The organism is Microcoleus sp. K1-B1, assembly GCF_036704705.1.
Classification (GTDB): domain Bacteria; phylum Cyanobacteriota; class Cyanobacteriia; order Cyanobacteriales; family Microcoleaceae; genus Microcoleus.
Map to the genome: position 1 here is coordinate 45,134 of NZ_JAUBSH010000038.1, position 20,634 is coordinate 65,767.

Here is a 20,634-nt window from a genome sequence, read left to right on the forward strand (position 1 = left end):
AGGGCCCAAAGCCCAACCCCGACCGCATTTAAATCTCTGTGCCGCTGCTGCTTGACTTTCGATCTACAGCAGTTCTCAATAAAGTGAGGTATGCCCTATGCCCTATGCCCTATGCCCTATGCCCGCTTATCAAGCGTACACCTCATGTTACTGAGAAAGGCTATATCTATGGGGTGCGGCCATTAATGGGGGATCTACCTACTAAGAGTGTTGCCCAAGTCATATTTTTATTGTTTAATTCTGCCGAATGCTATGCCTGCCTTCAGATCCGGCTGCCTTCAGACGATTAATGCTGAAATTTATTAGGATTCTGCAAATGCCGTACATCAGATCGTTTTAAACTACAATTGGTGGATTCCTGACGACGCCGATCGAACATTAAAAAAATTGTAGAGAATTCCTATGGACGCCGCAGCACTCTGGCAACGCTATCAAGACTGGCTTTACTATCACGAGGGATTGGGACTTTACCTCGATATCAGCCGCATGGGATTCGACGACGCTTTCGCAGCAGCACTGAAGCCCAAATTTGACAAAGCTTTCAAAGACATGGCAGCTTTAGAAGCAGGTGCGATCGCCAATCCCGACGAAAACCGCATGGTGGGCCACTACTGGCTGCGAAACCCTGATTTAGCTCCAACTCCAGAATTAAAACAAGAAATAGTCGAAGGCATAGCACAAGTCGAAGCATTTGTCAAGAAAATTCAAAACCGCGATATTAAACCGCCCTTTGCTCCGCAATTTACCGACATAATTTCGATCGGCATCGGCGGTTCGGCCCTCGGCCCCCAATTTGTCGCCGAAGCTTTATCCCCAGACATTCCGCCCCTAGCAATACATTTTATCGACAACACAGATCCGGCTGGGATCGATCGAGTCCTCAACAAAATCAAAGACAAACTCGCCAGCACCCTAGTAATTACTATCTCCAAATCCGGCGGCACTCCCGAACCCCGCAACGGCATGATCGAAGTTCAAAAAGCCTTCGCCGCCGAAAAACTGGATTTTGCCAAACAAGCAATTGCCATCACCGGAGTTGACAGCCAACTAGACAAATTAGCCAAATCCGAAGGCTGGATTACCACTTTTCCAATGGCAGATTGGGTGGGAGGACGCACTTCCGAATTGTCAGCAGTCGGACTTTTGCCCGCAGCTTTGCAAGGCATAGACATTCGGGCGATGCTCGATGGTGCTAAAGTCATGGACGAAGCTACCAGAACCACCGAAATCAAACATAATCCCGCCGCCTTGTTAGCAATGTCCTGGTATTTTGCTGGCAACGGACGTGGCGAAAAAGATATGGTAGTTTTGCCGTATAAAGATTCACTGCTATTGTTCAGCCGCTACTTGCAGCAATTAGTCATGGAATCGATCGGCAAACAGGAAGATTTAGACGGCAATACAGTTCATCAAGGAATCGCAGTTTACGGCAACAAAGGCACCACCGACCAACACGCTTACGTCCAGCAACTGCGAGACGGCGTGCCGAATTTCTTCCTAACATTTATCGAAGTTTTGCAAGACAGGCAAGGCATTTCCCCAGAAGTAGAAACCGGCGTCACTTCCGGAGATTATTTGTCCGGTTTGTTGCAGGGAACTCGACAAGCTTTGTACGAAAATCACCGAGATTCCATTACTGTCACAATTCCCCAAGTCAACCCGGAGACAGTAGGAGCATTAATCGCCCTCTACGAAAGAGCCGTAGGTTTTTACGGTTCCTTGGTGAATGTCAATGCCTATCACCAGCCAGGGGTTGAAGCAGGCAAAAAAGCAGCCGCTGCTGTATTAGACTTGCAGCAACGGGTACTGCAAGTGCTCAAAGACGCCCAAAAACCTCTGTCTGTAGCAGAACTAGCAAAAAAAGCAGGAAGACCAGAGCAAATCGAGACAATTTATAAAACTCTGCGGCATTTGGCAGCCAACGGGCGCGGCGTAGCTTTGGAGGGCAAATTAGGACAACCGGCTACTTTAACTGCAAGTTATCAAGAGAATTAAACAGTAGAATTAAACATTAAAAGTGAAATTAGTCACTTTTAATGTTTAATTTTTAATTCCCCCATGCCATTAACGATTCTGGTTGCTGACGACGATTTCGCGACTCGCTTGTCAATTACCGATTATCTAGAAATTACCGGATACTCTGTAATCGCTGCTGAGAACGGCAAAGAAGCTTTAGGTTTGGTAGATGAATTTCAGCCCCACTTGATTGTTACCGACATTACAATGCCGGAGATGGATGGCTACGAATTTGTGCGGCGAGTTCGGACTCGTCCCGCTTTCCGCTTGCTGCCGGTGATTTTTTTGACGGAACGCACGACCACGCAGGAACGGATTCGCGGCTATCAGATGGGGTGCGACAATTATCTGGCTAAACCTTTTGAACTCCAAGAATTGGGGGCGGTTATTCGCTCTTTGCTCGATCGCTACGCTCTTATCGCTCAGGCACCCTCTCGTTCCCCGGAACCCGAACCAATGCCAACAGAGGCACGCAGCAGAGCCAATGACAAGCCAGAAGCAGATTTTTTAACTCAAAAGTCAAACACAGGCGATTCCCTACGGGATAGCTCCGCTTCACGGGCATCTCCCAGCCAAAATGCTCCGACTTTGACTCAGCGAGAGCGACAAGTCCTAGATTTGCTGACAGAAGGTCTTTCTAATATTCAAATAGGCTCCACACTCCACCTCAGCCCTCGAACGATCGAAAAGCACGTCAGCAGCTTGTTCAGAAAAACTGAAAGCAACAACCGTGCAGAACTCGTTCGCTTTGCGATGGAACACCATTTAGTCAGATAACCGCCAACGCTCTGGGGAAGAAAATTACCTGCACTTACCACACGCAATAAATAACATCATGGTCAGCAATTACTTAAAAAATCAGAAAATTCTATATGCAGCAGCATTAGCAGCTTCTATAATTTTCTGTATGGCCATGACCTTCATGGGAATCACCAAGTATTACAGCGTTTTACAGGGTGGAGACAACTATAACGATTTCCCTACCAGCGGTTTCAGCCTCATCCGAGTTCTAATTAACGGTTCCTACTTGATAGCAACAGTTACATATATTATCTGGTTAATTCAAAAAAAACAGACGAGTTCCAGCTTTCTAGACATTTGCAAGTATGCAATCCCCTTTCTGGGACTTGCGCTCATAGCTTATCCCCAAAGCAGTGACATTTATATGTACTTGCATTACGGAGCGATGAGCTTACAAAAAATTAATCCTTATCTGAATAATCCGGATACCTTAATTTCTAACATATCTCCCTTCCTCCACTGGGGGCAAACTTCTACCTACGGCCCAGTTTCTTTATTCTTTTTTGCCCTATCAGCACTTGCTGTACCAATTAGCCCTTTACTAGCCGTTTATATTTTTAAAATCATCTGCGTGTTGGTACACACGCTCAATGCCTACTTAATTTGGCGGTTGCTAACGAATGCTGAAAACCTTAACCTCATAACACTGGCCTATTTAGTCAATCCCATGCTCTTGAACGAGCAAATAGCTAATGCTCACCTTGACGTTCTTCTTGCCAATACATTGATCGTTTTAATAGGATGTATTTATTACCAACGTTATGTTTTGGCAATTTTTGCAATTTGGGTAGGTTTTTTAATAAAAACCTTACCTATAATTTGGCTACCCTTAGTTTTTGCTTTCCTCTGCAAGCAGCGTCGCTGGAAAGATTTAGCAGCATCAATCTTGCTTTCTTTATTAATTATCGCCGTGATAACTTATACATTTCTGCCAACAGTTTCAGCTTGGAGAAGTCTTTTAAATCCAGGAACCGCCGGGGCGACCGCTCGATCTTTTCACCATGCAGTCAATTTATTTCTGAATTTTGTGCCCAATGTAAGTGTTGAAACTAGGGAAAGTATTCTATCATTCCTCAAATATTTTGCGTATTTAAGCTGGATTGTTTACTATGCAGTCAGGTTAATTAAAACATTCTTCCGCAAAAAAGATTCGGAAATTAATTTGGTATCAGATATTGGATGGACGACTCTGACTTTGTTTTTGTTTGCTACACCTTGGCTAATGCCTTGGTATCCATCTATTTTGTTGCCACTTGCTGCTTTGAGTATCAATTCTCCCCATTTTGTATTGACAAGTTTAACTTTTTCTTTGTCACCCAGTATCATTTTGGGAGCGGGATCGGGAACAACTGTGATATCCCTAGTTACGAGTTTTGTTAGCGTTTTCCCCCCTACAGCATTGCTAATATTCGGGCGAAAAAAGGCACTTTTTTAATTTAAATTGATTGCTGACCGCCAACAGTTAATTTTTCCTGACTGACTACGTACTCCAACAAACCTTCGGAAGCATCCAGCAGCAAATCAATTACTCGATCAAATCCCTCCGGGCCACCGTAGTAAGGATCTGGCACTTCTTTAAGGTCGTATTTCTGGCAAAAATCGCACATCAGTCGCACTTTATCTTTATACTTTCCAGCCGCATCCAGGGCAAGAATGTTGCGATAATTTTCTCGATCCATGGCCAGAATCAAATCAAACTTTTCAAAATCGTTTTTGGAAAATTGGCGGGCTTCGCCTAGCAATTCAATGTCTCGCTTCCTCGCCGCCAATGCCATCCGCCTGTCAGGGGGGCTGCCAATGTGATAGCTAGCAGTTCCAGCCGAATCGCAGGTGATGCGATCGCTCAAACCAGCTTGTTCAATTAAGTGATTCATAATATTTTCTGCTGAGGGCGATCGGCAGATATTTCCGAGGCAGACAAACAATAATTTAGTCATTAGTTAGTAGTTAGTAGTTAGTAGTTAGTAGTTATTAGTTATTAGTTATTAGTTATTAGTCAGTCAACAGTCAACAGTGCTAATTTGTAGGGTGCGTCGCTTTCAGAGTCTATCTGCAAGTTCCATCGAACATGGAGCAGCGACGCACCTTACTATAGCGGTTTTCCAGAAAGTTTAATCAGTCAACAGTCAACAGTCAACAGTCAACAATTGACTGATGACTAATGACTAACCGAAACCGGGGAGATTTAGTCCACCGGTGAGTTCTTCCATTTTCTCCCGCATCGTCATCGTAGACTTAGCGTAAGCATCCTGCATCGCCACCGTGACGAGTTCAGAAACTACATCAGCACCTTCACCGAGGGCATCCGGTGAGATTTCCACGCGGCGGGGTTCTTGGTTGCCGCTGAGAAAAACCTTGACCAAGCCACCGCCGGCAGTTCCCTCAATTTCCATGACATCCAACTCTTCTTGGAGCTTTTTAGCTCCTTCTTGAACCTGCTGAGCTTTTTTGAAAGCTTCAGTCAGTTCTTTCATTTTTCCCAGGCCGAAGCCAAATCCTTGTCCTGATTTTGTCATAACTACTTTGTGATGGTGTGTGGGCTGGCAGTCTGCCGTTTCCGTATTACTTCAATGATGCCTTAGAAGGGAAACTCTCCCAGTATTCTAACTTCTGGCTCCAACAACAGCGACCACCGCTGCTCGACTTGCTGTTGAACGTGGCGGATCACTTGAAAAATATCATTGGCCGTTGCCGACCCGCAGTTAAGAATAAAATTAGCATGGCGCTGAGCTACTTGTGCACCGCCGATCTGATATCCCTTCAGTCCCGCTTGTTCGATGAACCACCCTGCCGTCTTGGGGCCAGGGTTACGGAAGACTGAGCCACAGCTCGGTAAGTGGTAAGGTTGAGTTGTCCGCCGCTGGCTGAAATGGTCATTAGTTTCTGCCATTACTTGCGATCGGTCGAATCCCGGCTGTAACTGGAAAGTCGCTTCTGTTACTAGCCGATCGCCCCCTTGCAGCACCGAAGTCCGGTAGCGGTACTCCAACTCTTGGGGAGTCAGAATTTCCACCTTACCACCAGGGGATAGGACGCGAGCATTGACTAGAATATCAGCAGTACAGCCTCTGTGAGCGCCTGCATTCATCACCACAGCCCCTCCCACCGTACCTGGTATGCCGACGGCCCATTCTAGACCTTTCCAGCCCCGTTTAGCCGCCAACCAAGCGAGGCGGGGAATTGACTCCCCCGCCCCCGCTGTAACTTGACCTGTTTCTGGATTAAAATTCACCTGTTTCAGGTAGCGAGTGCCGACGACCAAACCGGACAAACCCCGATCGCTCACCAACAAATTAGAACCTGCACCCAGCAGAGTCACCGGCATCCCTTCATCGTGTGCCCAGGCAAAACTCGCTTGCAAAGCCTCCATACTGCGGGGAGCAACGTACCACTCGGCCGGGCCACCGACTCGGAAGGAAGTCAGGCCCGCCAGCGAAACTTGGGAATTAATCTTGCAATCAGTTCCCCGCAAAGAAATAGGAGAATACACTCGCCGATAGTCCTTAACAGAGGAGTCATTCGAGATAGTCACCATCTTGAAAATCCTTAAAAATACCTTCGCTCGAAGACGTGGTTGAAAATCCATTTAGCTAACTTATGTCGCCCCTTTGAGCGAGCCGTCCGACAGAAGTTTCGGCACAAAGTGCCATGCCATAATGTCGATCAACTCTACTCAGTTCGCGAGCTAATCGGGGCGATCGGCTTGTTGATAAAAAGCCATAACCTCTGGAATAACCTGATTCAGATTACCAGCGCCCAAAAACAGAGCCAAATCCCCCGGTTGCAGATTTTTGGTTAAAAACTTAGTGACTGACTCCAGGGAAGGCGCAAACTCAACCTCTCGGCCTTCTTTAGCAATCAAATCAGCAACTTGCTGCCCACTAATCTCTCCTAAATTCGGTTCCCCAGCACTATAAATATCACAAGCCACAACCAAATCAGCATCCCCAAAAGATTGAGCAAATTCTGGCAAAAATGTCAGAGTCCGGCTGTAACGGTGGGGTTGAAAAATTGCAACCACTCTTCGGGATTTGGGATTTTTTTCGCTACCTTCGATACGCAAGCGAGCCGCCGCCAAGGTGACACGAATTTCGCTAGGATGGTGAGCGTAGTCGTCCACAAACAGGATGTCATTGTGAAAACCCCGCACCTCAAAACGGCGGCGAGCTCCTTCAAAGCCAGCAATCGCTTTGGCAATCGCCGAAAACTCTAACCCCAACAATCGGCCCACTGCTACTGCAGCTAGTGCATTGCTGAGATTGTGTGTGCCTAGCAACTTCAACTCCATTTCCCCTAGGAAAGATCCTCGCTCCCAAATCCGAGCCTTGGTGCTTTCTGCCCCGTACTCCACGCCCGAAGCCGTGTAGTCAGCACCGCTATCCGGCTGCAAGCTATAACTGACATCAGGCTGAAGGCAGTCTTTGACGATTTGGTCGTCAATGCAGCCCACCAATGTTTGACAGTTTTGGCCAAACACCTTAAAAGTGTCTATTACCTGGTCAAGGGTATCGTAATGGTCTGGATGATCCAGTTCCACATTCGTCACTATGCCAATTTTGGCTACCAGCTTAACGAGAGAACCGTCGGATTCATCAGCCTCGGCAACTAAGTAGGGGCCTTCTCCCAAACGGGCATTGCCTTCCCAAGCATTTACCTCGCCTCCTACTACGATGGTCGGGTCTAGACCTGCAGCCATCAGCATGAAGCCGATTAAGCTGCTAGTAGTAGTTTTGCCGTGAGTCCCGGCTACGGCTATGCTTTGGTAATCTTGAATTAACGCTGCCAACACATCTGATCGATGAAAAATCGGACAGCCCAAATCTAAAGCAGCTCGATATTCGGCATTGGCTGGGTGAATAGCCGTCGAACATACTACTTGAGGCAATCCCGGAATTGCTTGGGCGCTTGAACCGTTGCCGTTCAATTGGAGAGCTTCGGCTGTCGCGACAGAAGTCCCTACCGTACCCGCGACTATCGAGGATACTGCCCTTTCCTGTTGCCCGCAGTCGGGACTGCTACCGTTAAGGGCCTTTTGAAATAATTCAAAATTGCTGGCGTCTTGACTCCAAAAAATATGAGCTCCTATTCCTTGCAAGCGCTCGGTTATGTGACTCGATTTAATGTCGGAGCCGTACACAGGCAACTTGCGTTTAGCTAGAATGTAGGCAAGGGCTGACATCCCAATCCCACCAATGCCGATGAAATGAAATGGTCTACCGCTAAAATCAACAGAACTCGGCATCTTTGCTCCTCACACACCACACCACGCCAATAACACGCGATATCATATCAAGAATTGTTTTTTCAGGATACAGTTCGCTAGAGATTTTGTACAAAATTCTCTGCGCGTCCCTAGATTTGAGGGACTTGTAGAGATGTTTGTCTTGTATCCTATATGACTTAGTACCGAGTAGTTTTCCGGAACAGTCACAGCTCGAAAATTGCAGGTAACAGAAAACGGGGTCTGGGGTTGGGGTCAATAGACTAATTTTGGGTGGTTGCATACTCCTGCATTCTTTCTATTTCGATCCGCCTGCTGTGCTGGGATACGGCAGCAAAAGCCCCACAACCTTTCTACCAAGATTGAGGGTAAAACCCATAAGGATTTACAAACACTACCACGAACAACAAAATTTCGCTCCTTTTATAGTCATTTATCTACTCGTACGGTCATTTTGTCTTGAAAATGAGAGATTGAGACGATCGCAGCTATAGTATATATTCTTGCTTTATTGTATATATACAAGTTATGCAGTTAGTCGAAATAGTCGCAAAGCCATAGATCAAACCAAATCCTGGTTTTGATCGAGAAGCCGATCGACGCTCTTGGCAGCCCTTAAACTTTTTACCACTGCGATAAGTATATCTACCGTCAAAACTTTTTAGACCGCCAACAAACTAATGCTCAGGCGGTCGATCGCGCACTCAAAACAAGTTGGGATTAATATTGGCAAGGTTAATCAACCAGTCCCGCACCCACTCCGACCCTCAGAACCGGGTTTTTTAAGTCTTATTGAAGGTTTGAACGAATTAAGGGGGTTGAAAAAACCGGTTTCAGCGTCCAGGACGATCGTCGAAACTAGGGTCGTCCAGGGGTTGATCACCGATGTGAAGCGAGGGTTTTCTAATAAACGAGCTTATGGTTAAAAGTGTATAAACATAAAATTGGCGCGATGTCTGTATTAATCCTGATTGTGGGGAAATATGGGGAAAATAGCGATTTTTGGGGGGACTTTTGACCCGGTTCACTGGGGTCACGTGTTGGTAGCCGAGACGGCTGCGAGTCAATTTGCTCTCGATCGAGTCATTTGGGTACCGGATCGCTCTCCTCCTCACAAGGGGCGCCCGGATTTGGCAAGTTTTGAGCAGCGGCGGGAAATGCTTGCTTTGGCGATCGGCGATCGCCCCGACTTCGTAATTGCGCCCCCGGAGGCTAATCCCAGAGGCAGTTGTTTTGCGATCGACACCCTGCTGCATTTGCAAAAATTGTATCCAGGCGATCATCGCTGGTACTGGATTATTGGTAGTGACGCACTCCTTACTCTCCCCAAATGGCACCGGTGCGGCGAAATTGCCGGGTTGTGCGACTGGTTGGTGGCCCCACGTCCGACTCAGGGAGATCGAGAGACAGCAGAAAGCGGGGAGAGTGGGGGACTGTCCGAGTGGGGAGATTGTCCGGGTGGAAAACCCCTCGCTTCCACGGGGGACAGGATGCAGGTTCAGGCAAATGCTGTGGGCCGGCGAGTTGCCGAACAAATGGCTCTTTTGGACGTGGAAATTCGCTGGGAGGTGCTTTCGATGGCGGCGATCGAAATTTCGTCGAGCCACATCCGTCGCTGTTGCGCCGAAAGAATCGACCTCCGCTACTTAGTCCCGGAAGTTGTCGGGACTTATATTGCAGCCCATCAGCTTTACCAGTAACCAGCGGCAGAAAGCCTAATGCCTTCTGCCTTGCAATTTCAGCCTTCTAGAAAAGTTCAAGCTTTTTTGATCGACACAAAAAGTTAGAAAGGATCGACCTTTGCGATATGATCTTGTCTCATAAGTCAATTCTTAAATTTTTCCAAAATTTAAGCCTAAGCTAAGGGCTGCCATCGTTAGGAGGTACTAAAGTGATTCGAGTCGCGATCAATGGTTTTGGACGTATCGGGCGCAGTTTTGCGCGCTGCTGGCTGGGCAGAGAAAACAGCCAGCTAGAGTTGGTAGCTATTAATGACACTTCCGATCCCAGAAGTAATGCTCACTTGCTCAGATACGATTCCATGATGGGAACGTTGAAGAATGTGGACATCAGTGCGGATGAAAATTCCATTACCCTAAATGGGAAGACAGTTAAATGCGTGAGCGATCGCAACCCGCTAAACTTGCCTTGGAAAGATTGGGGTATTGATCTGATTATTGAATCGACCGGTGTCTTCGTTGACCAAGCTGGTGCATCGAAGCATATCACTGCCGGCGCTAAAAAAGTGCTAATTACCGCTCCCGGCAAGGGTTCTGAAGTTGGCACTTATGTGATGGGAGTCAACCACCACAACTACAAACACAGTGACTACACAGTCATCAGCAATGCTAGCTGTACTACCAACTGTCTGGCTCCTGTACTGAAAGTGCTGCACGAAAATTTTGGCATCGTCAAAGGCATGATGACCACTACTCACAGCTATACTGGCGACCAGCGCTTGCTGGATGCCAGCCACCGCGATTTGCGGCGGGCCCGGGCGGCAGCAATGAATATTGTGCCGACTTCTACCGGTGCAGCCCAAGCTGTGGCTTTGGTGATTCCGGAATTGAAGGGCAAGTTAAACGGTATCGCCATGCGCGTGCCGACTCCCAATGTGTCGGTAGTTGATTTTGTGGCTCAGGTAGAGAAAAAGACTTTTACCGAGCAGGTAAATCAAGTTTTCAAAGAAGCAGCCTCTGGCTCCATGAAAGGGATTTTGGAGTACAACGATTTGCCTTTAGTTTCATGCGACTATCGCGGAAGTGATGCTTCTTCGATTCTGGATTCCAGCTTAACGCTGGTGATGGATGGCGACATGGTGAAACTGTTGGCTTGGTACGACAATGAGTGGGGCTACAGTCAGCGAGTGGTTGACTTGGCTGAATTAGTCGCCGAAAGGTGGGAAGCCTAGTATCCGAAGGCAGAAGGCATTAGTCATTCGGCAGAAGGTAAAAAATCCTGATATTTTGTACTTTTGAGTCGATTTCTAGCTGACTTTTTATTTCTGTTTTCGAGCGGTAGAGACTTTTGGCAGTCGATAGTTGGCGAGTAGAAGATGAAATATCGTAGGGACATGGCAGTCCCGTGTCCCTACTATATGCTTATGCTGCTACTCCCAGCTATCGATCGAACTTTTTGCAATCATACTTCGATCGGGCGATCGGGTCTGCTTGATGATAAATTTGTTGTTTGTTTTTAGTAAGCGCTTAAACTTGCTCTGGTAAATCCTAGGAAAATCCAAAATACTAAAAATAATAAAAATTCCGACTATTAAAGTTAAAAAGTTTGAAAAATAGCAACACCTACGGTGTAGTTGTGAAAAAAAATCTGATATGAAAAAAGCGTTAATTTGTGGTGTATCAGGTCAAGACGGAGCTTATTTAGCTAAACTGTTGCTCGATCGAGGTTATGAAGTTTGCGGCACCTCCAGGGACGCCCAAATGTCTAGTTTCGGAAACCTGGCCCGTTTGGGCATCCGAGACAGAGTAAAACTAGAATCCATGTCTCTCAACGATTTTCGCAGCGTTTTGCAAGTGCTTGCTAAAATAGATCCAGATGAGGTGTACAATCTAGCAGGTCAAAGTTCCGTCGGTCTGTCTTTTGAACAGCCCGTAGAAACCCTCGAAAGCATTGCCACCGGCACATTGAATCTCTTAGAAGCAATTCGGTTTACAGGCAGCCAAATTAAACTTTACAATGCCAGTTCCAGCGAATGTTTTGGGGATACCGGAGGCAGTGCAGCGGATGAAAATACGCCTTTTCGCCCAAGAAGTCCTTACGCAGTAGCGAAAGCAACCGCATTTTGGGAAGTAGCCAATTATCGGGAAGCGTACAATTTGTTTGCGTGTTCTGGTATTCTGTTCAATCACGAGTCGCCTCTGCGGCCGGAGAGGTTCGTCACCCAAAAAATTGTATCTGTTGTGTGCCGAATTGCTGCGGGTAGTTCCGAAAAACTGCATTTAGGTAATATTTCAGTGCAGCGGGACTGGGGTTGGGCGCCGGAATATGTGGAGGCGATGTATTTGATGTTGCAGCAGGAAGAACCGGACGATTATGTAATTGCCACGGGTGTAAGTTATCCTTTGGAGGAGTTTGTGCAGACAGCGTTTGTTGCTGCGGGTTTGGATTGGCAGGAACATTTGGTAACGGATGCGAGTCTCTACAGACCGACGGAGATTGCAGTTGGGAGGGGAAATCCGGGTAAGGCGAAGCAAAAGTTAGGGTGGGAGGCGAAGTATAAGATGCCGGATGTGGTGCGGATGATGGTGGAAGCGAGGATGATTTGAGGGAAAATTATGGGGTGAAAATATGGATGCAGAATATGCAACAGCTAAGGAGTGGTATAAAGCCAACCGCCGAGAGTTGAAGAAATATCGGGGTCAGTGGATCGCTTATACTAACCGAGGGGTGATTAGTTGCGATCACGATTATCGAAAGATGAAGAACGAAATTCCGGCTGATACACCTAAATTGAGTTATGTAATCGGTCGCATAGTTGAAATCGAATTTGTTGAATCAGTCAGGTTTTATCCTGTCAGGATGAGGTATTTTAAATCTCACGATGTGCAGCCAAGATATGTTGATATCTAAACACTGCAAAAACCACCGGTTGAGAGAGACTGTAGTTATGTCTTGAAAAAAAATGTATAGGAGTAATTGAGATGGGTTTGGGAGATTGCAAACAGCTAATGTTGGTGTTGAAAAATGAATATAATTTGCCAACATTTGTAGAGACGGGGACTTTTCAAGGCAGCACATCTGTGTGGGCGGCAGAGCATTTTCAAAAGGTATTCACAATAGAATTTGCTAAGCACATATATGAATCTACATCCAGTGCTTACAGCCATGTAAAAAATATAGAATTTTTGTGGGGTCATACAAAAGAGCAGCTTAAATTAGTTGTCCCTCAACTCAAGGAGCCTGCTCTATTCTGGTTAGATGCTCATTGGATGGGCGGCGGCACTGCTGGAGAAAATGATGAATGTCCGCTGCTTGAAGAATTGCAAATAATCAATAATTCTGAATGCGAACATTTTATCCTGATAGACGATGCCCGATTGTTTTTGTCTCCCCCACCAAGTCCTCACCGTATAGAACAGTGGCCGAGCCTTAATGAAGTAATCGCTACACTATCGGCGAAAACAAGCAGATATATCGTTATTTTTGAAGATGCCATAGTTTCCGTGCCTGAACGAGCAAAATCGGTGGTAGCTCAGTTTTGTCAAGATGCTAATACTAAGGCATGGGAAGAGTTTTCGCGAACAGGTGAGTTCCGGGTAGCTACTGCTTTGCCCAAGCATCCCGAAGAGAAGAAAGAAACAGAAAAAATAACAAATAGCAGCTTTCAAGATAGTGGTGAAAGACAAGTTGTCGCTAGATTTATTAATGCAGGTAATGTGGTTTTTGATGTAGGTGCTAATGCTGGGGATTGGACAGCGGAAGTGTTGAGCCAAGGACATGACGTAGAACTTCACCTGTTTGAACCAATTCCTCATGTATACAAAAAGCTGATTCAGAACCTGGATAAACAAATAATTTCCAACAATGTAGCTGTAGGGCAGAAGGAAGAAGTTAAGACATTTTATTATTACGAAGCCAATCCACTATTGAGTAGCTTTTACCGCAGAGTTGATGTGGAAAAACAAGGGTTGCTCAATACACCCAAAGAAATTACTGTTTTGACCACTAATATCGATAATTACTGTCAGCGCCACGGCATTAAGAGAATTAATTTTCTCAAAATAGATGTTGAAGGTGGCGAATTAGAAGTTCTTTATGGAGCAAAATATTTTCTAGAAACAGGCAGAATAGATTATCTGCAATTTGAATATGGAGGAACTTATCTAGATGCTAAAACGAGCTTGAAAGAAGCATTTGAGTATTTGCAAAAATTCCGATATTCAATTTTTAAGATTCTCCCAGATAGATTAGAGTACAAACCCACCTTTTTGCCAGAGGATGAAAATTTTGAGTTCAGTAATTTCTTGGCTGTAAATGAGCGATTCCGCCAAAATGTTCTCGGTGAACCCCTGCGAATGCTCGACTTGCAACAAATTTTCAGTCAATATGGGATTGTGCCACACGGAGTTATTCACGTTGGAGCTCACGAGGGTACAGAAATCAGCACTTATCAAGCAATGGGCGTTCAAAAAGTGCTGTTTGTGGAAGCTAACCCGGTTGTGTTTGAACGGTTGCAAGCTAATATTGCTGGGGTGCCAAATGTGCAAGCCGTCAACTGTGCTGTTAGCAATGAAAATGGTACGGTAAACTTGCGGGTGACTTCGATCGATCAAAGCAGTTCTATTTTGCAACTGAAGCGCCATCTAGAACTTTATCCAAGCATTCAGGAAACTCATCAAGTTACAGTAGATTCAAAAACTATTGACACGCTGCTGCAAGAAATGCAACTCAATCCCTATGACTTTAATATCTTAAACATAGATATTCAAGGGGCTGAACTGTTGGCTTTGCAAGGAGCAACTAACTGGTTGAAATATGTGGCGGGAATTAACACAGAAGTTAATTATGAGGAACTGTATGAAGGTTGCGCTTTAATCGACCAGTTGGACGAATTTCTGGAACTGCACGGCTTTCAGCGGGTGGCGACGATAACCCACCATCCCTACTGGGGCGATGCTTTCTACATCAAGAAACCGCTGATTACGATGGCAGCATTTGCGATCGCGCGATTTGGCAATCAGATATTTGACTATGCTTTCTTGAAAATGTACGCCAAAGAACACGGGATGCGACTTGAGTTGCCAGCGTGGTCCGGTCAATATCTTTTTGGTCACAATGAGCCGCCAATCGCTCATCCATTGCCTCAAGTTGTGGAGCAAGAAACTCCCTATAAACTTTCAGAATCAGCAATACTTAATGCTCCTGAACCATTCAAAAACGTTGATTTTATAGGCTATTTTCAGTTTCACACTCAATATTACGCTCAGCATAAAGAATATTTTTGTTCGCTCTTCAAACCCGTGTCAGAAGTTGAAGCTAAGATGAAAGAAGCTGTCGACCGTCTGCGAGAAAGAGGTAAAACAGTTGTAGGATTGCATTTGCGGCGCGGCGATTATAGTTGGGCTCAAGATATTGTTCCTTATCTAGCCATTGCTCCTAATGAATGGTACAGAGAATGGTTGGACGGTTTGTGGGGAACTCTGGATAAACCGGTATTGTTTATCGCTAGCGATGAAATCGAAAATGTTGTCGGGGATTTTGCTGATTACAACCCAATAACAGTCAAAGATTTGGGTGTTGAGATGCCAGAAGCGCCTTTTTATCCTGATTTTTACATTTTGAGCCAATGCGATGTTTTGGCAATTTCCAATAGCACATTCTCGTTTGCAGCCGCGATGCTGAACGAACGATGCAAATTTTTCTTACGGCCGAATTTACAAAAAAATAAACTGATTCCATTCGATCCTTGGAATAGCGAGCCGTTGCTGCGGGAAAATCCCAGTCAGGCTCGCACACCTCAGCCGCAGCAATACAATATCAGGAATAAGTGCACACTGAGTGTGTGTGCGATTCTCAAAAATGAGGCTCCCTATTTGATTGAGTGGTTGGAATTTCATAAAATAGTTGGTGTTGAAAGGTTTTATTTATACAATAACAACAGCACGGACAACCCTTTTGACATTGTTCAACCCTACCTTGAATCAGGCGAAGTTATTTGGCACGAGTGGCCGTGGATACCCGGACAAATTAAAGCTTATGAACATTGTCTAGAAACCTATAGGCAAGGCTCGGAGTGGATAGCTTTTATTGATATGGATGAATTTCTATTTCCTACTGAAAAGGACGACATCAAAGAGGTGTTAGAGGAATTCTATGATTCTCCAGCAGTGGCAGTTAATTGGCTGGTTTTTGGCTCTTCTGGTCACAAAACTAGACCAGAGGGTTTGCAAATAGAAAATTTTACTAAACGAGGCGTAAACGATTGGGAAATTAACAAGCATATCAAGTCAATAGTGCGTCCTGTAGAAGCTATAGGCCCTGATTCACCTCACGATTTTAGATACTTGAATGATCGAGTTGCCACCACAGAAAATAAAGAACCAATAGTGGGGCCTTGGTCTACAGTAAATTCAGTGCAAAAACTGCGTATAAATCACTATATTACTCGCTCCTTGCAAGAAAGCCAAGAAAAAATGCTTCGAGGTAAAGCAGATACACTCGATCCAAGACCTTGGATGTTTGACTTGAGCGATCGCAATGAGGTTGAAGATTTAACGATACAGCGTTTTGTCCCCAAACTGAGGGAGGCAGTTGATAAGATCATTTATCCATCTCCAATGGCTCCCATTTTAACGGAACAGTCACGTTTGCAATCTAAGCTTTACGAGATGCAAATACAATTAGAGGAATTTCAGACTGAGCTTGATGATACTCAAAAGAAGTTGGCTTTGTCCGAATCTAAACTCCATCAGACTGAACAACAACTAAAACTGAGTAACTATCGGCTTCAGCAGTTTGATGTAGACTTACAAAAAATTCCGAAAATTCAGGAATTAAATCCCCTAAAACGAAAAATCTTGGCTGTTGTGGATGTTGCATCGGCTTACCCTGAAGCTCTGGAATGGCTGCGTGCATTTAATCTAGATTCGCCTACTGTCGGTAAAGTAGATAACAATGAAATTTTGTTCTCTGGTTGGGTGTTGGGTAAGAGCAATCGAGCTGTGGCAGTTGAGTTTATTTATAATGACGAAACTGTTCTTACAATCCCAGTTAACGGGTATCGCTCGGATGTGGTCAGCGCTTATCCAGAATTATCGGTAGCAGCAAATAGCGCTTACGAGGCTAGGCTGAAAATAGCAGTAAAGCAGCCGGAATTTGAGGTGCTAATCCAAGCAGTTTTAGCCGACGAAACTCGCGTCAAGTTAGGACTGGTTCGATTGCAGGAAGTTGAGTATAAGTTTCCTCTAGGTAATCAGAAACAAAAGTACCGGATGAAATGGTTTTTTGCAATAAATCAAGCTAGTCCTGGTTTTGAAATTTATTCGCAAATGATTAAAGTAGCAGTTTATACTGCTCAACAAAATACTTCGCTAGAACCATATTGCATTTATGACGGCGAAGAGAATGAATTGACAGATTGGCTACAAAAAAATGGTGTGAAGATTATCTATCACAGAATACCTCATTACGAGAAACTGCAAACTCAATATCCTGGCTATGCGACCGTAGCTTTTGGTGCATTTTTGAGAATTGAGATTCCCAAAATTGTAGAGATTTATGAGATGCCGGATGAGTATGTTTTATATACAGACTGTGATGTCATGTTTTTTCATGATGTCGTTGACTATTTGCAGGGTGTAACCTGCGAGTATGTGGCAGCAACACCCGAAAACGATCCCAACAACTGGGAATATTTCAATAGTGGTGTTTTATACATGAATGTCAAAAATCTTCAAAAAACACAGAAAGAATTTGACGATTTTATTGACAAAAACTTGGATCAAATATTACAGCTAGCTTATGACCAAGGAGCTTATAACTTATTTTTCAAAGACAAGTGGGATCGATTGGATATCCAGCTAAATTGGAAATCATACTGGAAATTTACTCCGGAAGCCCAAATAATCCATTTTCATGGGCCAAAACCCACTCAGGCAGCAGAAATAAAAAATCAAATAGCACCTGCGAGTTCGATGCTGTTTGCTAATGGTTTTTATTGGTTGAATACGGGAATTTGGGAATTCATCTACGAAAAAATTGAAGAGCTAGATGCAGGAATTTTGCTTCAAATAGCAGAATGCGAAGAGGTGGCGCCTCAGTTAAAGGAGGCTCGCGAAGAATTGGCGCAATCTCAGACCCAACGTCACCAAAATTCAGGGGGATTTGAGCAATTTACAGCTAAACTGCAACAAGTTAAAGACGAACTACAAGCCATCAAAGAAGAGCTTGAACTTAGGCAGATTCAATACCACAAAAGTCAGGAAGAACTCGCACACACCAAGTCTCAGCTAATCGAAGCTCAGACTCAACTGCGAGAGATGGAGGGTGCGGCTGCTCCGTTAAATCAACTGGCCGAGTTGTATTTAGTTCAAGCAAAGTTAGAAGATGCGATCGCAGTTTGCGAGCAAGCATTAAAGATTCAACCCAAATTTGCTCCTGCCTACAAGACTTTGGGGAATGTCTTCCAAGCTCAGGGTAAACTGGATGAGGCAAAGAGTTGGTACATTCGCGCTCTGGAAATTAAGCCTGATTTTGCTCAAGCTTTAGCCAACCTGGGAACTATTCACGCACAGCAGCAACAGTGGCAAGAGGCGATCGCCTGTTACCAAAAGGCGATCGCGATTCAACCCAATTTCGCTGGTGTTTACCGAAACTTGGCTAGGGTTTTTTCGCAAATTGGCAAGCCAGATGAAGCTGTCGAGTGTTGTTATGCGGCCGCGATTTCGGAACCCAAAACAACGGCAGAAGACTACTTTAACCTTGGCCACACCCTGTTAGAGCAAAGGAAGCAGGAGCGGGCGATTGTGTGTTATCGTCGTGCCATATATTTAAACCCCAATTTTTCTGAGGCTCAGGAAAAATTAGGGGAAATTATGGCTGTTGTTGAAGAGTAGGACAATCCCAAAAGTTAAGCTTTTGGCTTCGGGTAATGGCTTTCTGATGTCAAAATATCTGTTAGCGTTACATCCCATCTAAATTTGTCTGAATTAATTTCAGCTACCTTTTTCGCAAGGATGGCAACTCCTCCAAAGGCCGGCTGAGTTGTTAGTGTTTCTTGACCTTGTATCATGGTGTCTAAGTGCATTCGTAAAGGAACGTAAAGTTCAGCTCTTATCACTTCAAATCCTAAAGCCTGAGAAAATAAAACTTTGAGACCCTCGTCAGAGAAGCGCCAGAAGTCCCAAGGTCTCTCGTGAAGGGGCCAGGCAAAGTGGGTACTGTGGAATGTTATTCCACCTACTGCTAGCAACTTATTAATTTCCATTGCTACTACCCAAGGCATTGCTAAGTGTTCAAACACAGATGTGGAAAAGATGGCATCAAACTTCTGGCTGCTGAAGTATTGAGAGAGTTTGTGAGCATCCCCAACTACATCTGTGTTAGCGTCTGCGTAGTAGTCAAACCCCGTGTAGGATGCTGCACCTGAAAATAAAGATCTTTTGCTGCTGGTTCCGGGACTTACGATTCGGGAACCAATTTCTAGAACCCGGAGATTATTGTTATTAACCAGGTTGATAAAATCAAGGAAAATACCGTCGTCGTCATTTGTGAAGGCTGCGAAATCGTATACTGAAGGCTTCGACCCGGCAAAGGTTACATCTTTGCTGTAGGTCGCACCTTCCGCTTTTGCGTGGAAAGTAACTTGATGTTTTATAATCCTAGGTAGGTAGACAATAAAGCCACAGTTGGGGTTGTTATTGTATTGCGGGTAGGCTGCGGTTACGTCTGGGCGGGGATACCAACTGGAGATAGACACGAAGGTATCGCCGGCGCTAACTACAACTTCATCCAGAACCCCTTCTTTTTTACCTACAATCCATCCTTGGATTCCGAGTCCGCAGTCATTAGACCACGAATGGTCGATCGCCAGTATCAAGTTCTCGTCTTGGTCTACTACTGCCATTGAGTATCCTTTTGCTATTTGATTGACTTTAAGTTGATTTTTTGTCGGTCAATTATAGTTCTCTACTCTCATACATCTGTTGGGATTTGACTCCTCAGTACAAGCGTAGGCTGCGATCGACCTTTCTAGTTTACCCGATCGCCCGTGTTCGTAGCTCGCTTGAGTGCGATCGTCTTCCTGTGTTGATTTTGGGGTAATATCTATTGTTAAGCTCGATCGCTTAGGGCTTGGGGGCGCTCGCCCATATATAATACCTGGTGCGTGCGGGAACATCCTCAGAGGGCTGAAGTCTGATATCCTTGGCAAGGCAACGGCTTGAGTTCATTTGGAGTTCATTGGGGCGATCGGGCAAAACTTACTCTATGTAGTAGAATGGGATACAAAAGCCCGATAGCGACAAAAGTAAATTATGTTTGAGAAAATTTTGTAGCGACAGATATCATTAACCCAACGATAGATGATTTTCTAAAATACAAGAAAGTGATTTAATTATGGAACCCGAGTATCCTACACCCAATGATTGGTATAAAGCTCATCGACCGGAGTTAAAAAAATATCGGGGTGAGTGGATAGCTTATACTAAAAAAGGGGTGATTAGTCACGAGCGCGATGCTCGAAAGATGAAGGATGCGACCGAGCCGAGTTGAGCAGGTTTAGATGATGTAATTAAAGGGATATTTGAAAGCGAGTTTGTCGCTCCAGTCAGATTTTCTCCAGTCAGAATGAGAATATGAAAATCTTACAATTGACAACCTAAATACCAGTTGTTATTGAAATTTCAGCATACGGTAGCAGTGAAAATTCTGGTTGATTCCGGTGCAGAACTTAGGTAATTGCTCAACCCCCTTGACAAGAAGACGAGATAGACATTAGATAAAGGAATGGAAAAACTTCCCGACTTAAAACAACTATCGAACGAGGCAAAAGAAGCCTTGATAGTAGAGCTATGGGAGAAAATCCAAAAACTCAGCGCCACATTAGCCACCTACGAACCAAAACCACAGCCACAGCC

15 protein-coding genes are annotated in these 20,634 nt (G+C 45.0%); 9 read left to right on the top strand and 6 right to left on the bottom strand.

What is annotated here, in order from left to right:
- Positions 1-402: 402 nt before the first annotated feature.
- The 3 genes from QUA83_RS15895 (at position 403) to QUA83_RS15905 (ending at position 4,252) form a co-directional block, all read left to right on the top strand.
- Positions 403-1,995 carry a glucose-6-phosphate isomerase gene (locus QUA83_RS15895; protein ID WP_333294140.1) on the top strand — a complete coding sequence of 531 codons (1,593 nt, stop codon included), beginning with the start codon at positions 403-405 and terminating at the stop codon, positions 1,993-1,995.
- A gap of 63 nt (positions 1,996-2,058) precedes the next feature.
- Positions 2,059-2,793 carry a DNA-binding response regulator gene (locus QUA83_RS15900; RefSeq protein WP_333294142.1) on the top strand — a complete coding sequence of 245 codons (735 nt, stop codon included), beginning with the start codon at positions 2,059-2,061 and terminating at the stop codon, positions 2,791-2,793.
- A gap of 58 nt (positions 2,794-2,851) precedes the next feature.
- Positions 2,852-4,252 (top strand): hypothetical protein, encoded by a 1,401-nt coding sequence (locus QUA83_RS15905; RefSeq protein ID WP_333294144.1) that lies wholly within the window; start codon positions 2,852-2,854, stop codon positions 4,250-4,252.
- Position 4,253: 1 nt separating this feature from the next.
- On the opposite strand, the gene QUA83_RS15910 is transcribed toward QUA83_RS15905, so the two are convergent.
- The 4 genes from QUA83_RS15910 to murC all read right to left on the bottom strand — a co-directional run bounded on the left by QUA83_RS15910 (position 4,254) and on the right by murC (position 8,059).
- Positions 4,254-4,754: a low molecular weight protein-tyrosine-phosphatase gene (locus QUA83_RS15910; protein WP_333294146.1), complete on the bottom strand. Its 501-nt coding sequence runs from the start codon at positions 4,752-4,754 to the stop codon at positions 4,254-4,256.
- A gap of 228 nt (positions 4,755-4,982) precedes the next feature.
- Positions 4,983-5,333: a YbaB/EbfC family nucleoid-associated protein gene (locus QUA83_RS15915; RefSeq protein WP_006634273.1), complete on the bottom strand. Its 351-nt coding sequence runs from the start codon at positions 5,331-5,333 to the stop codon at positions 4,983-4,985.
- Positions 5,334-5,395: 62 nt separating this feature from the next.
- Positions 5,396-6,352: a UDP-N-acetylmuramate dehydrogenase gene (murB, locus tag QUA83_RS15920; protein ID WP_333294148.1), complete on the bottom strand. Its 957-nt coding sequence runs from the start codon at positions 6,350-6,352 to the stop codon at positions 5,396-5,398.
- A 150-nt stretch (positions 6,353-6,502) separates the two neighbouring features.
- Positions 6,503-8,059 carry a UDP-N-acetylmuramate--L-alanine ligase gene (gene murC / locus QUA83_RS15925; RefSeq protein ID WP_333294149.1) on the bottom strand — a complete coding sequence of 519 codons (1,557 nt, stop codon included), beginning with the start codon at positions 8,057-8,059 and terminating at the stop codon, positions 6,503-6,505.
- A 962-nt stretch (positions 8,060-9,021) separates the two neighbouring features.
- Between murC and nadD the strand changes: the two genes are divergently transcribed.
- The 5 genes from nadD to QUA83_RS15950 all read left to right on the top strand — a co-directional run bounded on the left by nadD (position 9,022) and on the right by QUA83_RS15950 (position 18,612).
- Positions 9,022-9,738 carry a nicotinate (nicotinamide) nucleotide adenylyltransferase gene (gene nadD / locus QUA83_RS15930; protein ID WP_333294151.1) on the top strand — a complete coding sequence of 239 codons (717 nt, stop codon included), beginning with the start codon at positions 9,022-9,024 and terminating at the stop codon, positions 9,736-9,738.
- 191 nt (positions 9,739-9,929) lie between these two features.
- Positions 9,930-10,949 (top strand): type I glyceraldehyde-3-phosphate dehydrogenase, encoded by a 1,020-nt coding sequence (locus QUA83_RS15935; protein ID WP_190656404.1) that lies wholly within the window; start codon positions 9,930-9,932, stop codon positions 10,947-10,949.
- A gap of 421 nt (positions 10,950-11,370) precedes the next feature.
- A complete protein-coding gene (locus QUA83_RS15940; protein ID WP_333294153.1) occupies positions 11,371-12,324 on the top strand; it encodes a GDP-mannose 4,6-dehydratase in 954 nt (317 codons plus the stop codon).
- Between the two features lie 22 nt (positions 12,325-12,346).
- A complete protein-coding gene (locus QUA83_RS15945) occupies positions 12,347-12,628 on the top strand; it encodes a DUF5678 domain-containing protein (RefSeq protein WP_333294155.1) in 282 nt (93 codons plus the stop codon).
- A 71-nt stretch (positions 12,629-12,699) separates the two neighbouring features.
- Entirely contained in the window at positions 12,700-18,612 is a 5,913-nt protein-coding gene (locus QUA83_RS15950) for an FkbM family methyltransferase (protein ID WP_333294158.1), read from the top strand.
- 14 nt (positions 18,613-18,626) lie between these two features.
- Here the strand turns inward: QUA83_RS15950 and QUA83_RS15955 are convergent, their stop codons facing one another.
- Both QUA83_RS15955 and QUA83_RS15960 read right to left on the bottom strand, forming a co-directional pair.
- Positions 18,627-19,622 carry a methyltransferase domain-containing protein gene (locus QUA83_RS15955; protein WP_333294161.1) on the bottom strand — a complete coding sequence of 332 codons (996 nt, stop codon included), beginning with the start codon at positions 19,620-19,622 and terminating at the stop codon, positions 18,627-18,629.
- Positions 19,623-19,670: 48 nt separating this feature from the next.
- The gene (locus QUA83_RS15960; RefSeq protein ID WP_333294163.1) at positions 19,671-19,928 is read right to left on the bottom strand and encodes a hypothetical protein; all 258 of its coding nucleotides are present in this window, start codon (positions 19,926-19,928) and stop codon (positions 19,671-19,673) included.
- A 185-nt stretch (positions 19,929-20,113) separates the two neighbouring features.
- Between QUA83_RS15960 and QUA83_RS15965 the strand changes: the two genes are divergently transcribed.
- Positions 20,114-20,269 carry a DUF5678 domain-containing protein gene (locus QUA83_RS15965; RefSeq protein ID WP_333294166.1) on the top strand — a complete coding sequence of 52 codons (156 nt, stop codon included), beginning with the start codon at positions 20,114-20,116 and terminating at the stop codon, positions 20,267-20,269.
- Positions 20,270-20,634: the final 365 nt, after the last annotated feature.

Bases quoted from the DNA above. Each gene is read 5' to 3' on its own strand.
- QUA83_RS15945 (WP_333294155.1), top strand. From the start codon at position 12,347: ATGGATGCAGAATATGCAACAGCTAAGGAGTGGTATAAAGCCAACCGC.
- QUA83_RS15940 (WP_333294153.1), top strand. From the start codon at position 11,371: ATGAAAAAAGCGTTAATTTGTGGTGTATCAGGTCAAGACGGAGCTTAT.
- QUA83_RS15965 (WP_333294166.1), top strand. From the start codon at position 20,114: ATGGAACCCGAGTATCCTACACCCAATGATTGGTATAAAGCTCATCGA.
- QUA83_RS15905 (WP_333294144.1), top strand. From the start codon at position 2,852: ATGGTCAGCAATTACTTAAAAAATCAGAAAATTCTATATGCAGCAGCA.
- nadD (WP_333294151.1), top strand. From the start codon at position 9,022: ATGGGGAAAATAGCGATTTTTGGGGGGACTTTTGACCCGGTTCACTGG.
- QUA83_RS15915 (WP_006634273.1), bottom strand. From the start codon at position 5,333: ATGACAAAATCAGGACAAGGATTTGGCTTCGGCCTGGGAAAAATGAAA.
- QUA83_RS15900 (WP_333294142.1), top strand. From the start codon at position 2,059: ATGCCATTAACGATTCTGGTTGCTGACGACGATTTCGCGACTCGCTTG.
- QUA83_RS15955 (WP_333294161.1), bottom strand. From the start codon at position 19,622: ATGGCAGTAGTAGACCAAGACGAGAACTTGATACTGGCGATCGACCAT.
- QUA83_RS15950 (WP_333294158.1), top strand. From the start codon at position 12,700: ATGGGTTTGGGAGATTGCAAACAGCTAATGTTGGTGTTGAAAAATGAA.
- QUA83_RS15910 (WP_333294146.1), bottom strand. From the start codon at position 4,754: ATGACTAAATTATTGTTTGTCTGCCTCGGAAATATCTGCCGATCGCCC.
- murB (WP_333294148.1), bottom strand. From the start codon at position 6,352: ATGGTGACTATCTCGAATGACTCCTCTGTTAAGGACTATCGGCGAGTG.
- murC (WP_333294149.1), bottom strand. From the start codon at position 8,059: ATGCCGAGTTCTGTTGATTTTAGCGGTAGACCATTTCATTTCATCGGC.
- QUA83_RS15895 (WP_333294140.1), top strand. From the start codon at position 403: ATGGACGCCGCAGCACTCTGGCAACGCTATCAAGACTGGCTTTACTAT.